The 13,166-nt window shown below is 68.6% G+C and carries 13 protein-coding genes; 2 read left to right on the top strand and 11 right to left on the bottom strand.

The window, feature by feature from the left end; translation table 11 throughout:
• The first annotated feature begins 32 nt into the window (after positions 1-32).
• Positions 33-668, top strand: a complete 636-nt coding sequence (locus tag ACZ63D_RS38090; RefSeq protein ID WP_465359178.1) for a class I SAM-dependent methyltransferase — start codon at positions 33-35, stop codon at positions 666-668.
• On the opposite strand, the gene ACZ63D_RS38085 is transcribed toward ACZ63D_RS38090, so the two are convergent.
• The 5 genes from ACZ63D_RS38085 to ACZ63D_RS38065 form a co-directional block, all read right to left on the bottom strand.
• Positions 665-1,843, bottom strand: coding sequence for an ABC transporter permease (locus ACZ63D_RS38085; RefSeq protein WP_465359177.1), 1,179 nt, complete (start codon positions 1,841-1,843; stop codon positions 665-667). The genes ACZ63D_RS38090 and ACZ63D_RS38085 overlap by 4 nt on opposite strands.
• Positions 1,840-2,739 carry an ABC transporter ATP-binding protein gene (locus tag ACZ63D_RS38080; RefSeq protein ID WP_465359210.1) on the bottom strand — a complete coding sequence of 300 codons (900 nt, stop codon included), beginning with the start codon at positions 2,737-2,739 and terminating at the stop codon, positions 1,840-1,842. Before ACZ63D_RS38080 ends, ACZ63D_RS38085 begins: the two co-directional genes overlap by 4 nt.
• Positions 2,740-2,741: 2 nt before the next feature.
• Positions 2,742-2,993 carry a helix-turn-helix transcriptional regulator gene (locus ACZ63D_RS38075; protein ID WP_465359176.1) on the bottom strand — a complete coding sequence of 84 codons (252 nt, stop codon included), beginning with the start codon at positions 2,991-2,993 and terminating at the stop codon, positions 2,742-2,744.
• A 64-nt stretch (positions 2,994-3,057) separates the two neighbouring features.
• Positions 3,058-4,593 carry a glycerol-3-phosphate dehydrogenase/oxidase gene (locus ACZ63D_RS38070; protein ID WP_465359175.1) on the bottom strand — a complete coding sequence of 512 codons (1,536 nt, stop codon included), beginning with the start codon at positions 4,591-4,593 and terminating at the stop codon, positions 3,058-3,060.
• Complete coding sequence (locus ACZ63D_RS38065; RefSeq protein ID WP_465359174.1) at positions 4,590-5,234, bottom strand: TetR/AcrR family transcriptional regulator; 645 nt, start codon at positions 5,232-5,234, stop codon at positions 4,590-4,592. The genes ACZ63D_RS38070 and ACZ63D_RS38065 overlap by 4 nt, the downstream gene beginning before the upstream one ends.
• Positions 5,235-5,250: 16 nt before the next feature.
• Here ACZ63D_RS38065 and ACZ63D_RS38060 point away from each other — a divergent pair, with 16 nt between their 5' ends.
• Positions 5,251-6,861 carry an FAD-binding oxidoreductase gene (locus ACZ63D_RS38060; protein WP_465359173.1) on the top strand — a complete coding sequence of 537 codons (1,611 nt, stop codon included), beginning with the start codon at positions 5,251-5,253 and terminating at the stop codon, positions 6,859-6,861.
• Between the two features lie 5 nt (positions 6,862-6,866).
• On the opposite strand, the gene ACZ63D_RS38055 is transcribed toward ACZ63D_RS38060, so the two are convergent.
• The 6 genes from ACZ63D_RS38055 to ACZ63D_RS38030 form a co-directional block, all read right to left on the bottom strand.
• The gene (locus tag ACZ63D_RS38055; protein ID WP_465359172.1) at positions 6,867-7,424 is read right to left on the bottom strand and encodes a gamma-glutamylcyclotransferase; all 558 of its coding nucleotides are present in this window, start codon (positions 7,422-7,424) and stop codon (positions 6,867-6,869) included.
• A 65-nt stretch (positions 7,425-7,489) separates the two neighbouring features.
• Positions 7,490-8,587: an S-(hydroxymethyl)mycothiol dehydrogenase gene (locus ACZ63D_RS38050; RefSeq protein ID WP_465359171.1), complete on the bottom strand. Its 1,098-nt coding sequence runs from the start codon at positions 8,585-8,587 to the stop codon at positions 7,490-7,492.
• Between the two features lie 85 nt (positions 8,588-8,672).
• A complete protein-coding gene (locus ACZ63D_RS38045) occupies positions 8,673-9,179 on the bottom strand; it encodes a DinB family protein (protein WP_465359170.1) in 507 nt (168 codons plus the stop codon).
• A gap of 42 nt (positions 9,180-9,221) precedes the next feature.
• Positions 9,222-10,478, bottom strand: a complete 1,257-nt coding sequence (locus ACZ63D_RS38040; protein WP_465359169.1) for a peptidase C39 family protein — start codon at positions 10,476-10,478, stop codon at positions 9,222-9,224.
• A 75-nt stretch (positions 10,479-10,553) separates the two neighbouring features.
• Entirely contained in the window at positions 10,554-10,955 is a 402-nt protein-coding gene (locus tag ACZ63D_RS38035) for a PaaI family thioesterase (protein WP_465359168.1), read from the bottom strand.
• A gap of 52 nt (positions 10,956-11,007) precedes the next feature.
• Positions 11,008-12,723: a TIGR03767 family metallophosphoesterase gene (locus ACZ63D_RS38030; RefSeq protein ID WP_465359167.1), complete on the bottom strand. Its 1,716-nt coding sequence runs from the start codon at positions 12,721-12,723 to the stop codon at positions 11,008-11,010.
• Positions 12,724-13,166 lie beyond the last annotated feature (443 nt).

The raw sequence follows: 13,166 nt of genomic DNA, 5'->3' as shown, positions 1-13,166 counted from the left end.
TTCAAGCGTACTCGAAGTGGTTCGCTCTCCCCATGAACGTTGCGGAGCGGTCGCTCGACCGCGTTCTGCGCTGGTGGGGTCCGCGCGGCGGGATCGCGCAGTTTCACCGGCCGACCGGGATTCCGGGGCGCGTCGCGGGCTGGATCATGGGACGGCGTTCGTCGAACGTGACCCGCAATCGCTGGGCGGTGCGGTTGCTCGACATCCAGCCGTCCGAACGGGTTCTGGAACTCGGCTGTGGTCCGGGCGTGGCCGTCGGGGCAGCGGCCGGCCGAGCGGCGCTGGTGATCGGGGTCGACCACTCGACGGTGATGATTCGTCAAGCACAGCACCGGAATCGGGCCGCGATCCGGGCTGGACGGGTGGGTCTGAGGTGTGCGTCGGTCGAAAAGCTGTCATTCGGCGAAGGGTCGTTCGATGCCGCGCTGGCCGTGAACACGCTGGGCATGTGGCCGGATCAGGTTGCCCGGCTGCGCGACCTCGCCCGGTGGGTGCGGCCTGGCGGGCGGGTCGCGATGGTATCTCAGCCACGTCTTCCTGGTGTCACCTCGACTGCCGCGGCCGACGAACTGACCGGGCTGCTCACCGAAGCTGGCTTTGCCCAGCTCCGCGTGGAAACGCTCGACCTAGAGCCACCCGTGGTGTGCGTCCTTGGCTGGGTGCCTTAACGGCGCAAGGCATCGGCCAATCGGACTCGGCTCCCGACCCGCAACACTCCGTTCCGGTACACCCGCGCGCCTGCCCAGGTGACCACCGCGATCAGCGCGACCGTCAGCACCACGGACAGCACGATTTCCCACGGTTCGACCGTCCCGAGTGCGATCCGCGCGGGCATCAGCACCGGCGACAGCAACGGAATCAGCGACACGATCCGCGTCGCCGTCCCGTGCGGTGCTTGCGTCAGGAGGTTGATCCCGGCGACGAACCCGATGACCAGCGCGATATTCACCGGCCCGACGACCGCCTGCGTGTCCTCCTGCCGTGACACCAGTGCGCCAGCCGCGCCGTACAGCATGGCGTAGAGCAGGAAGCCGAGGACGTACCAGACGAATCCCCAGCCGAGCGTCCCCAACGCGACGCTGGATAGCGACAGCACTCCGGACACGCCACCGGCCACCAAACCCGTCACGGCGAGGATCGCGAGCTGCGCCAGCCCGACCAGCCCGAGCCCGATGACCTTGCCCAGCAGCAAATGCACCGGCCGGACCGTCGCGAGCAGGATTTCCACCACGCGGCTGGATTTCTCCTCGACCACGCCCTGTGCGACGAACATTCCGTAGGTCATGATGCTGACGTACAACAGGATCGCTACCACGATTCCGGTCGCGAGCTTGGTCCCGGCTTGCGGATCCGCTGGTTCGAGTGCCTGTACGTCGGCATGGGTAGCGGAGACCGCTTGGTGCACGGCGGCGGGATCGAGGTTCGCGGAGTACAGCTGAGCGTCCAAGACCTGTTGCTGCGCGATGTTGTCCAGTGTGGCGCGGAGCTTTGGAGCCAAAGTGGACTCAACGATCACCCGCGGTCGCGAAGCACTGCCGGAGACGAGCGCGTCGACGTCGCCGTCGCGGACCTGGGTCAATCCGTCTGATTCGGACTGTACGAGGACGATCTTGAGGCGCCGATCGTTGTTCTCCAGCTGCGTGGCGATGCCCTGGGCCTGCCCGGCCAGCGCGACGCGCGTGGTCTCCCGGTCCGCGGTGAGGAAGACCTGGAGTGTGACGTATCCCAGCAGCAGCAACAGCATCACCGCGGTGCTGACCACAAAGGACCGCGTGCGGAGCCGGGCGTTGAGTTCCCGTTTGGCCACGAGCCGCACCGCGCGGAGGGAACGGATCCGGCTCATCGAGGTGCTCCCGGCGTGGCGACGGAATCGCGGAACAGGTTGGCCAGGCTGCGTCGGCGATGGCTGAATTCCGTGACCGGGCCGGTGGCCAGCGCGGCGGCGAGCACGGCCTGGTCATCCGCGCCGGGCGACAGCTCCAGTACGGTCGTGGCGTCCCGGCTTTCGAGCACCCGGGTGCCGGGAACCGTTGCCGCCCAGCCGGAATTCGCGTTGGGCGCGGTGACTACCAGCCGGCGTCCGGCGTCACGGGTCAGCTCGTCCACGGTGCCGACCGCGACCATCCGGCCGTCGCGAATGATGCCGACCCGGTCGCACAGCCGCTCCACGAGGTCGAGCTGATGGCTGGAAAACACCACGGGCACGCCGGTTGCCGCCTTCTCGCGCAACACCCCGCTCAGCACGTCCACCGCGAGCGGGTCGAGGCCGGAAAACGGTTCGTCGAGCACCAGCAGCGCCGGGTCGTGTACGAGCGCGGCGGCGAGCTGCACGCGTTGCTGATTGCCGAGGCTGAGCGTCTGGACGCGGTCCTTGCGTTTCGGCCCGAGCCCGAGCCGCGCGATCCACAATTCGGCCGCGCGGTGGGCGTCGTTGGTGCTGAGACCGTGCAATTCAGCGAGGTAGACGAGCTGGTCGAGGACCCTCATTTTCGGGTATAGGCCGCGTTCCTCGGGCATATACCCGATTCGTGCGCGAGTGTCGTGCGTGACTGGCTGCCCGCCGAAGCGCACCTCGCCGGAGTCGGCGGTCAGCACTCCCAGCACGATCCGCATCGTGGTGGTCTTGCCCGCACCGTTGCTGCCGACAAAGCCGAACAGTTCGCCCGGCACCGCGGTGAAACTCACGGTGTCGAGTGCGGTTTTCGCACCGAACCGCTTGCTGATCCGGTCGATCTCCAGCGTCACGCGTTCCCCTCCCCATCCGGAAACGACGCTCGGCTGAACACGGCTTCCACCGGCAGGCCGAACACCGCGCAGAGACGCAACGCCAGGTCGAGGCTCGGGTAATGGTCCCCGCGCTCCAGCGCCCCGATCGTCTGCGGATTGACCTCGACCGCCTCGGCGAGTTCCGCCCGGCTCATCCCGCGCTCCGCGCGCAGCACCGGCAGCCGGTTGTGGATCGGCAGCTCGCTGCCACGCCGCACCGGGCTCATGGACCGCACTGTTGCAAAAACCCAACAACCCGTCAAGCTGCCTTGCCGGGAGTTCTCCGGGTTTTCACGACAGTCCGGCCAGTGCTTTTTCCACCAGTTCAGCCACCCGCTCGCGGGCGGCCTCGGCATCGGCGGGAACGAGGGCCAACCGAGTGCGGCGTTCGAGGACGTCCTCAACCGTCGTCGCGCCTTCATGGCGGACGGCCCACACCACCTCGGCCGCGGTGATTTCCGTCGACGCGCACAGCGGGGCGGCGAATTCCGGTTCCAGCTCGCCGAATGCCGCGACGCGGGGTGCTTCGGTGCCGTACTTGGCCACCAGCCGGGCTGGAGCGTCCACAAGCGACAGTCGAGAGCGTGGTGCGGCACCGAGCAGCGGCAGTTTCGCCGTGCGGGAAGGGCCTGCGGGCAATCCGGCGTGTGTCAAAGCGGCATCGACGGCGTCCTCGGCCATCCGCCGGTACGTCGTCAGCTTTCCGCCGACCACGGTGAGCACGCCGTCGGAGCCGGTGATCACCGCGTGCTTGCGAGACAGATCGGCGCTGCGTCCGGCGGAACCGGAAACGAGCGGCCGCAACCCAGCGTAGGAACCGATCACGTCCGCGGCGGTCAGCGGGCGGTCCAGGACCGAAGACGCGGTCGACAGCAGGAAGTCCACATCGGACTCCGGAACCGCCGGGACATCCGGGACGCCGCCCGACACCGGTTCATCGGTGAGTCCTAAATAGACTCTTCCGTCGAGCTGGGGCAGCAGGAACACGAACCGGTTGGTCTCGCCGGGAACCGGGATGTTGACCGACGTGGCCCCGACTCGCACGGTGTCCGGTGCGAGCACCAGGTGCGAGCCGCGAGAAGGGCGGAGCTGGACGGAATCAGTCAGCGTGTCCGCCCAGACGCCGGTCGCGTTGATGATCTGTCGTGCGAAGAGCGTGTACTCCGAAGTGCCGTCACTTACGCGGGCCTCGTTGCCGGACAGGGAAACCGCCGACAGGCGCGGGATAATCCGAGCGCCGAGCAAGGCCGCCGTGCGGGCAATGCTCACCACCAGACGCGCATCATCGACCAAAGCACCGTCGTATGCCAGCAGCGCGCCTCGCAGTCCACCAGGAGCGAGGCCGGGGGACAGGGCGAGCGCCTCAGCAGCGGGAATCTTGCGTGGGGCGGGCAGCACGGACGACGGCGTACGCGCAGCCCGCCGCAACCCGTCACCAGCGCGAAGACCGGTGGCGATCAACGCCTGTTGTGCGGCGGAAGTGCTGGGATAGAGCGGGAAAAGCTGCGGCATCGCGCGCGTGAGGTGCGGCGCGGTGCGCGTCATGAGGATTCCGCGCTCCACCGCGCTTTCGTGTGCGAGCCCGAGTTCGCCCTTGGCGAGATACCGCAAACCGCCGTGCACGAGTTTGCTCGACCAGCGGGACGTGCCGAACGCGAGATCGTGCGCCTCCACCAAGGCGACGGAAAGCCCCCGCGCGGCCGCGTCGAGCGCGATGCCCGCGCCGGTGACGCCGCCGCCGACCACGAGCACGTCGACCCGTTCGCCGTCGACCAGCCGGGACAGTTCGCGTTCGCGCCGGCGCGCGTTGAGGGATCCGGTGCTCATGGTTTCAACCCCGCTTCGACCAGGTGCCGGAATTCGGCGAGCAGTGCGGCCTCGTCGACGTCCGCGGTGGCCGGACGCAACGAGAACGCGAACGACTGCACGACCAGCAACACCGACCGCGCCTGCGCCCCCACCTCGGCGAAGCGCACCGAGCCGTCTCGGTGGCCCTCTTCGAGCAGCGCCCGGAGCACCTGCTCGGCGAAGTGCTGCGTCGCTCCGAGCCGCTCCACGATGTAGGGCAGCACCAGTTCGGCGTCGACGTCCAGCAACGTCCGGAACAGCGGATCGGCCGACAGCGCGCCGACGCTGGCCGCCGCCAAGTGCACGATGCGGTCGCGCGCGTGCGCCGCGTGGTCGCCGGTCTCGTTGACCCGCTGCAGCAGACCGCTGAACTCGCGCGTCATCAGCGCGGCGAGCACGCTGCGCACATCGGGGAACCGCCGGTACACCGTCATGCGGCTGACCTGCGCGGTTCGGGCGATCTCGGCGAGCGTGGTGCGCCGGACGCCGACCGCGAGCACGCACTGGCGCGCGGCGTCGAGAAGCTCGTCGTCGGCGACGCGGGCCGAGGTCGGGCGGCTGCGGGCGTCCGCGAGTGCGGAGGGGGCCGCTCCCGGTCGGGAGTGACGTTTGACGTCCATGTGTCACACTGTAGTCGTGAGCGATCTCATCAACCACCGCGTCCGGCGTTCGTGGACCGAGCAGGGCGCGGCCTCGGCCGGTCTGCCCGACCGCGCGGTCCGGTGGCTTGGCCAGCGTATCGGCCAGGTCGGCCTGGATCGAGGCGGGAAAACCGGCGCTGTCGGCCCAGTCGCCGAGTCCGCGCTGACTGTGCCCGTCCGTACCGAATTCGAGGAACTTCTCGGCGCGGACCACGTGCTCGTCGATCCGGCGGAACGGCTCGGCCGCACCGGCGGTCTGTCCTATCTGGACCTTCTGCACGCGCGGGCCGGGGACGAGGTGCCGGTGCCCGACGCGGTGCTGCTGCCCGCGGACCCGGACCAGGTGCAGGCCGTGCTGGACCTCTGCGTGCGGCACGACATCGGCGTGGTCCCGTTCGGCGGCGGCACCTCGGTGGTCGGCGGGGTCGCGGCGCTGCGCGGGGACAAGTCGGCGGTAGTCGTGCTGGACCTGATGCGGCTCGATGAGCTGGTGTCGGTGGACCCGGTGTCGCGGATCGCGGTGCTGCAGGCGGGTGTGCGCGGTCCGGAGGCGGAACGGCTGCTCGCGGCGCACGGATACACCCTCGGCCACGTGCCGCAGTCGTTCGAGCGCGCGACCATCGGCGGGTTCGCGGCTACGCGTTCGGCCGGGCAAGCGTCGTCCGGTTACGGCCGGTTCGAGGACATGGTCGCCGGAGTCCGGCTGGCCACGCCCAAGGGGGAGTGGCGGCTCGGCGTCGCGCCCGCGTCCGCGGCCGGACCAGATCTCCGGCAGCTCGCGGTCGGCAGCGAAGGCACGCTCGGCGTGATCACCGAAGTCGCCCTGCGGGTCCGGCCGTTGCCGGAACAGCGGCATTACGAGGGCTGGATCGTCGACGGCTGGGAAGCTGGCGCGGCGACGGTGCGGAAACTCGCGCAGGATCATGCTCTGGCGGACGTCACCCGGCTGTCCGATGTGGACGAGACGAACGTGTCGTTCTCGCTCAACGCCGGGCTCAAGACCACGGCGTTGAAGACGTACCTGGCGGCCCGCGGAATCAAGAATCCGTGCCTGCTGATCGTCGGCTGGGAAGGCGACGTCGCGCGCCGCCGCAAGCGGACGTCAGCGATGCTGCGCTGCTCGGGTGCGTTGCGGATCGGCAAAGTGCTCGGCGAATCGTGGCGGCACGGCCGGTTCTCCGGACCACGGCAGCGGGACGCCTTGCTGGACCTCGGCGTCTGCGTGGAAACCCTGGAGACCGCCGCCTATTGGTCCAATTTGGACGAACTGCACGACGCCGTGCGCGCGGCTTTGGTGGCGTCGCTGGGCCGGGCGATCGTGATGTGCCACGTTTCGCACGCCTACGAAACCGGCGCGTCGCTGTACTTCACCGTGCTGACCTCGCGCGACGACCGTGATCCCGTTGGACAGTGGCAGCGCGCGAAAGCGGCGGCCTGCGAGGCTATCACCGGCATCGGCACGATCAGCCACCACCACGCGGTGGGCGTCGACCACGCGCCGTACCTGGAGGCGGAGATCGGCCGGATCGGGCTGGACGTGCTGCGCGCGGCGAAGTCCGCGGTGGACCCGACCGGGATCATGAATCCCGGAAAACTGCTCGGCTGAACCAGTCAGCTAAAGGTGCGCTCCGGCGGCAGGACGGTGCAAGCAAGGCCGTGCCCCGCCGCCGGTACACCGGTGAGCGATGCCGCGTCCGCCTGGGAGACGTCGGCGACGCGGACCGGGGAACCGTTGACCAGCAACGGATATCGGATCGGCGCGGCGCCGACGTAAGCGTGCACTCCGGAAAGCAGCACGCCGTCCAGCCGGATGTCGGCCCGCTCCAGCATCGCCAGGTCGTACCGATTCCCGCGTCCCTCACAGACATCCAGAACGGCCAGCTGTTCCGGCGTCGCGAACCAGACGAAGTGGTCTTCCGTCACGCCCGGCAGCGCGGTGAGCGTTGCCGGACGCTGGCCGTCGCGCTGGCGCAGTCCGGCGGCCCATACCGCGGCGAGCCCGGTGCACTGGACGCGAGCCGCCACGACCGGTCCGGTCAGGCCGAGCTGGGTGCGCAGCCAGGTGATTTTCGACGGGCACGCGTTCGATCCGTACGCCAGCACCGGCGTGCGCGAACGCCACCCCGGCGGCGCGGTGTCCAACGCGTGGCCAGCGCCGTCGAGGTGCACGTACGAGCAGTCTGGCCGCGTGCCCGGGTACGGGTCGGCCGGATAGTCCGCGTCGGCGAAAAGGATCAGAACTCCACCACGCTGCGCAGCACGTCGCCGTGGTGCATTCGCTCGAAAGCCTGCTCCACGCCGTCGACACCGATCCGCTCTGTGACGAACTTGTCCAGCGGCAGCCTGCCCTGCAGGTAGAGGTCGACGAGCATCGGGAAGTCCCGCGACGGCAGGCAATCGCCGTACCACGACGATTTCAGCGAACCGCCGCGCGAGAAGAAGTCGATCAGCGGCAGGTCGTTGAGCTTCATGTCCGGCGTGGGCACGCCGACCAGCACGACGGTGCCGGCGAGGTCGCGGCCGTAGAACGCCTGCCGCCAGGTCTCCGGACGCCCGACCGCGTCGATCACGACATCCGGGCCGAACGAGTTCGTCGCGTCCTGCATCGCGGTGACCACGTCCTCCTCGCTCAGGCCGCGGCTGTTGACCGTGTGCGTGGCCCCGAAGTCCTTGGCCCACTGGAGTTTCCGGTCGTCAGTGTCGATCGCGACGATCGTGGTCGCCCCGGCGAGCCGCGCGCCCGCGATAGCCGCGTCGCCGACGCCGCCGCAGCCGATCACCGCGACCGAATCGCCGCGCCCGACCGCGCCGGTGTTGATCGCCGCGCCCAGCCCGGCCATCACACCGCAGCCGAGCAACCCGGCGACCGCGGGTTCGGCCCGCTCGTCGACCTTGGTGCACTGTCCACTGTGGACGAGAGTCTTCTCGAGAAACGCGCCGACGCCCAGCGCAGGGGACAGCTTCGTGCCGTCGGTGAGCGTCATCGGCTGCTCGGCGTTGAAAGTCGAGAAGCAGTACCAGGGCTTGCCCCGCTTGCACGCCCGGCAGGTTCCGCAGACCGCGCGCCAGTTGAGGATCACGTAATCGCCGGGCGCGAGATCGGTGACGCCCGCGCCGACCTTGTCCACTCGCCCCGCGGCCTCGTGCCCGAGCAGGAACGGGAACTCGTCGTTGATGCCGCCCTCGCGATAGTGCAGGTCGGTGTGGCAGACCCCGCAAGCCTGCACCGACACTACGGCTTCGCCCGGTCCGGGATCCGGCACCACCACAGTCTCCAGCGCGACCGGCTCACCCTTGGCCCGCGACACGACTCCCTGGACCTCGTACGGCATGCGCACACCCCTTCACCCGCGACGGCGTTCTCGCGGGCAGCTAACCACGGATCATGCGCATATCGCCATAGCCTGGAACGGTGCGCTATTCGCCGGTCGCGCCGTCGGCGAGTTCGCGGACCACGTCGAGCTGGCCGACGTGCCGGGCGTACTCCTGAAGCAGGTGGAAGAGGATCCAGCTCAACGCCGGGGGCTGCTCCGGAGAGTCGAAACGACCGCCGCCGCGTGCGATGTCCTGGAGTTGCGCACCGGACACGATCGTCCGGGACGCCGCGCATTCCTCCAGGAAGAGAGCCCGAACCGACTCCGCCGATTCGTCCGCGCCGACCGACCACTTTCCGGTCTCGGGATCGGTCTCGCCCCAGACCGGATCCACGTCCTCGGCCATGAAGCCCCAGCGCAGCCACCGTCGTTCCACGAACGCGAGGTGCTTGAGCAGCTCGAGCGGGGTCCAGCCGGAGGGGAGCCTGCTGGTCCGCAGCTCGTCGTCGGGCAGGCCGTCAAGCTTGCGCAGCAGGGTGGCCCGGTAGTAGTCGAGGTAAGCGAGCAGCAGCTCGCGGGGGTCGGTCAAAGTGTCCGAGGGCTCGCTCACGGGCGGCACTGTAGCGCCGGAATCGCAAGGCGGACCAGCGGATTACGGCGTGATCAGATAAACCACTCCGCCCGGCCCGCTAGCCACCGCGCCGCTCTCGGTGTGCCGTTTCGTGCGCTGCCAGATCTTCTCGAACTGGTCGCGCTTGTACACCGTGCGCACGCGGCCGTCGGAGCTCGACGCCGGGTCGTTCGCGATCACATCGCCCGCCTGGGTGAACCCGACCACGACCATCAGATGCCCCGCCGTGCCGTAGCCCGCGCCGTCGAGTTCGCTGGAGAGGAAAGACTGCGAGGTGATCACCGGGATGCCGCGTGCGATGTAGCCCTCGAGCTCATTGAGGTCGTGCAGCCGCGTGATGTGGCCGCGCAACCCGAGCGAAGCGGCGTACGCGGTGTTGAACGGCCAGTTTCCGGTGCCGTCGTACGCGTAGTCGTAGGTGCCGCGCGCGGCGTAGACGACCGAGCGGTCCTGGTAGTCCGCCGGGATCCAGTCCATTTGCTGCGCGGTCGGCTTGCGGCCCCAGTATTCGGCGACCATCTCGGTCGACGTCGGGCTGCACCAGGCCTCTCCGCCGCCGCCGTACTGCGGGAACTGTCCTTTGTGGATGTTCTGGGCGAACGGCGGCACCTTCAGCTCGATCCCGCGTGCCCGGCCGGGCTTGGTGGTCTGGACATCGAACCGGTCGGGGACGTTCGAGGTCATCGCGCCGAGTGAGGACAGCGTCGGCGTGGTCGGCGAACCCTGCTCGCGGTAGAGGGTCACGCGCAGCTGGTACGAGCGCAGCGTGACGCCGGCTTTGGTGGCGAGCGTGTCGACGTCGACCGAGGCGTTGTCGTCGCTCTGCCCGTCGACGCTGGTGCGGTGGATGTCGGCGTCCCCGCTGGCCCAGCGGCCCATGGTGTACCACGTGGTTTCGGTTCCAGCCGAAGTCCGGCCGCGCGCCTGCACCTCCAGCCACGTCTTCGCCGGGGTGCGCGCGTTCCACGACGCGATCAGCTGCGTCGCGTCGAAGCCCTGCCGGTACCGCGGCGACGTCCAGGTGCCGTAGTCGTAGGTGCGCGTGGTGCCGAGGCCCGGTTCGGTGTGCGCGACGCTGCCGATGGGCTGCGTGATCCGCAGGCCGCCGTAGCCGAAGCCGAGCCCGTCGAGCCTGCCCGCGAAGAACGAGCCGGACGACCATTCGTGGTAGTCGATGGCTTCGTCGTTACGCGCGTGCCGCGGTTCCGCGGCGGCCTGTGCCGCACCAGCCGTGAGCATGACGATGGACAGTAACGTGACCAACCCGCGAATCCGCATTCCGGCTCCATCCCCAGACCCCAAGTCGTAGCCAAGGATTTTCGCCTTCCGGCGCGGGTAAGTAAAGAGCCGTCGCTACAGCACTGCTTGCGTCTGGGTGATTTTCGCGGCGAGCTTGCCGTCGTCGTCGTGGATTTCGGTTTCGACGACCACGACGCGGCGACCGGCGTGCAGTGGTCTGGACGACGCAGTGGCGTACCCCGAACGGACGCCGCGCAGGAAGTTCGTCTTGGACTCCAGCGTCGTCGTGCCCTGCGCGCCCTCGGGAAGATTGAGGAACGCGCAGACGGCGCCGGTCGAATCGGCCAGCGCCATCAGGAGGCCTCCGTGCAGCACGCCGCCGAGCGTGCACAGCGATTCGTCCCACGCGATCCGGCTGCGGACCAGGTCCGGGCCGTGCTCCAGCACCTCGATGCCGAGCCGCTCGCTGAACGGCATCGTCTGGTGGAACAGCTGCGTGCCTTCGACGTCGGTCATGCCGAGCAGTCAACCGCAGCCGGACGCGTGGCGTCGATTACCTCGCGGGTAATCAGCTGAGCGGATTGGTCAGCAGCAGCTCGGTGTTGCGGTCGCCCGCCTCGCCGACGCGGCTGAGGCTCACGTGGATGTCGTTGTAGGAGAACTCGCGGTACATCGAGGCGAGCGCCTCGGGGGTGCGGGCGGAGTAGTCCACGGCGTACGGGGCGTCGGCCTCGATGAGCGTGGTGAACACCGACAGCGTGCCGTCGTGGTTGTCGGCCAGCTCGATGATCCGCGCGTGCTGCGGGAAGTCGATGTGGCTGGCGGTGTTGATCTCCCAGAAGCTCTGCGCCGGGGTTTTGCCGACGTGCGGGGTGATCTTGTTGAGGTGCGTGTGCCCGTTGACCCACGCCACGACGTTCGGGAAGCGCTGCAGCATCGCGACGAACGTGTCGCCGTTCAGTCGCGGGTCCAGCAGGTGGCGCGCGTCGGGCAGGAGGTTGCCCATGGTGCCGCTGGTGTGGTGGCTGAACAGAACGAACAGCTCGTCGGTGACGGAGTGGGTAACCTTGCGGCCGAAAAAGTCGTAGTACGTCGAGCTGTTGCGCTTGAGCGTCGACTCGACCCAGTTGAACTGCGCGAGCCCAATCGACCCGTCGGCGAACCCGCCCTGGGTGGTGGTGTCGAGGCTGATTCCGGTGACGCCGGGAGCGATCCGGAAGGTGTAGTAAACGTTGAGACCGTCGGAGTTGGCGTCGGTGAAACCGTGCCCGACCGGCCCCGGCCCGGTGTTCTTCGCGGCCAGATGCGCCTTGACGAACTCCGATGTGCTGAACGGACGCCGCCGCGGATCCGGCGTGACCTCGCGAATGGTGCCCCCGCCGAACAACTCGCTGAGCGGCACGTTCTGACCGTTCTGGATGGCCGTGCCGAGCTTGCGCGCGCTGCTCTCGTCCTTGCCGATGACCTTGTATTTCCCGGTGTACCAGCCCTCGATGCCCGGAATTCCCTCTGGCAGCGTGCCGACGACGCTGTCGTCGTGATTGCCGAACGTGCAGTACCACGGCAGATTCAGCCCCGGTGCGGTGAACGGCGCGATCCCGGCCTCAAGCAAGCCCGGGATCTGCGGAAACCCTTTCTTGGTGTAGTCGTCGGCGAGCGGCGTGCCCGGGTTCCAGAACTCCGGATTGCCAGAAGCCTGAACCCCCTCGTAGCGGTTCGGGTCACCGGAGTTGGGCGTGATCGCGCCGCCGTTGAGCGTCGTGAGGAACCAATCGAGCTCGAGTAGTTCGTGGTTGTCGGTGTTGTCCCCGGTGGTCATCACGAAGTCGAACTGCCGCCCAGTGAACGGCCCCGCCCGGAGACTGTTGACCCGCTTGACGAGCGCACTGGTCGCAACCGTCCCCAACGTCTCCTGCGGCCGATGCGCGGACCCGACGAAGGGATGCAGATACTCGAATCGAGCAGGCGATTCGGTGTCGGTGATATGCAGGTCAGTGAACTGCACGAACGACCCAAGCGCAGTCCGCCGATCATCGCGCCCAGACTTGCCCTCGACAAGATCCGTCCGAACAGCGACCGGCCACCCCGGCCCAGCGGACAGCCGCGAATACCCCGTCGACGCGCCGGAAGCGGCCTGGTCAAGCGTGGTCCCAGCAGTCCGGACAGCCCGCTGGCTAGTCCGCCTCAACGCGCGATCCAGCGCATTGGCCGTCGGAGTGCACAGCAGCAACCCCACTCCAGCCGCACCCGCGGTGGTGAACGCCCGCCTGGTCAGTTCCGCCATCGTTCTCACTCCCCGCCCTCTCCCGCCCGTGCCCTGGCACGCTCCCGAACACGCATGACCGCCCGGTGAACAACGCCAGAGCAGAACACGAAGGTCTCTCACATTCGCCGTGACAACGCGAGCGACTCTGTCACACAGCGAAGAGCCCCACTACCGCCGAACGGAGGGGCGACAACGACGCTCAACCGCCCGTGAGGGCCACCCTCACGCCCCCGCGACGCCCCGAATACGGCCTTGGCGGGTGCGTCAGATGCACCGAACGCCGCATTGGGGCGCTAGCCCCCATCCCTAAAACCACCACCGCCCCACCCAACCGGTCCAGGCAGCCACTCCCCACCCTGCACCCCGATACGAAGCCTTCCCTGCGGTTCGGGGGGGGGGGGGGGGGGGGAACGGCCCCTCTTCCCCCAGAACACCCAGCCACAAACCCACCCCACCCGACC

It is taken from the genome of Amycolatopsis sp. NPDC104775 (assembly GCF_055583325.1).
Note: the sequence above shows the minus strand (reverse complement) of the source record. Positions and strands in the feature narration are given on the sequence as shown.

What these genes read in the sequence shown, in the direction of transcription:
- ACZ63D_RS38090 (WP_465359178.1), top strand. Translation starts at nt 33, where the DNA reads ATGAACGTTGCGGAGCGGTCGCTCGACCGCGTTCTGCGCTGGTGGGGT.
- ACZ63D_RS38085 (WP_465359177.1), bottom strand. Translation starts at nt 1,843, where the DNA reads ATGAGCCGGATCCGTTCCCTCCGCGCGGTGCGGCTCGTGGCCAAACGG.
- ACZ63D_RS38075 (WP_465359176.1), bottom strand. Translation starts at nt 2,993, where the DNA reads ATGAGCCCGGTGCGGCGTGGCAGCGAGCTGCCGATCCACAACCGGCTG.
- ACZ63D_RS38070 (WP_465359175.1), bottom strand. Translation starts at nt 4,593, where the DNA reads ATGAGCACCGGATCCCTCAACGCGCGCCGGCGCGAACGCGAACTGTCC.
- ACZ63D_RS38065 (WP_465359174.1), bottom strand. Translation starts at nt 5,234, where the DNA reads ATGGACGTCAAACGTCACTCCCGACCGGGAGCGGCCCCCTCCGCACTC.
- ACZ63D_RS38050 (WP_465359171.1), bottom strand. Translation starts at nt 8,587, where the DNA reads ATGCCGTACGAGGTCCAGGGAGTCGTGTCGCGGGCCAAGGGTGAGCCG.
- ACZ63D_RS38040 (WP_465359169.1), bottom strand. Translation starts at nt 10,478, where the DNA reads ATGCGGATTCGCGGGTTGGTCACGTTACTGTCCATCGTCATGCTCACG.
- ACZ63D_RS38035 (WP_465359168.1), bottom strand. Translation starts at nt 10,955, where the DNA reads ATGACCGACGTCGAAGGCACGCAGCTGTTCCACCAGACGATGCCGTTC.
- ACZ63D_RS38030 (WP_465359167.1), bottom strand. Translation starts at nt 12,723, where the DNA reads ATGGCGGAACTGACCAGGCGGGCGTTCACCACCGCGGGTGCGGCTGGA.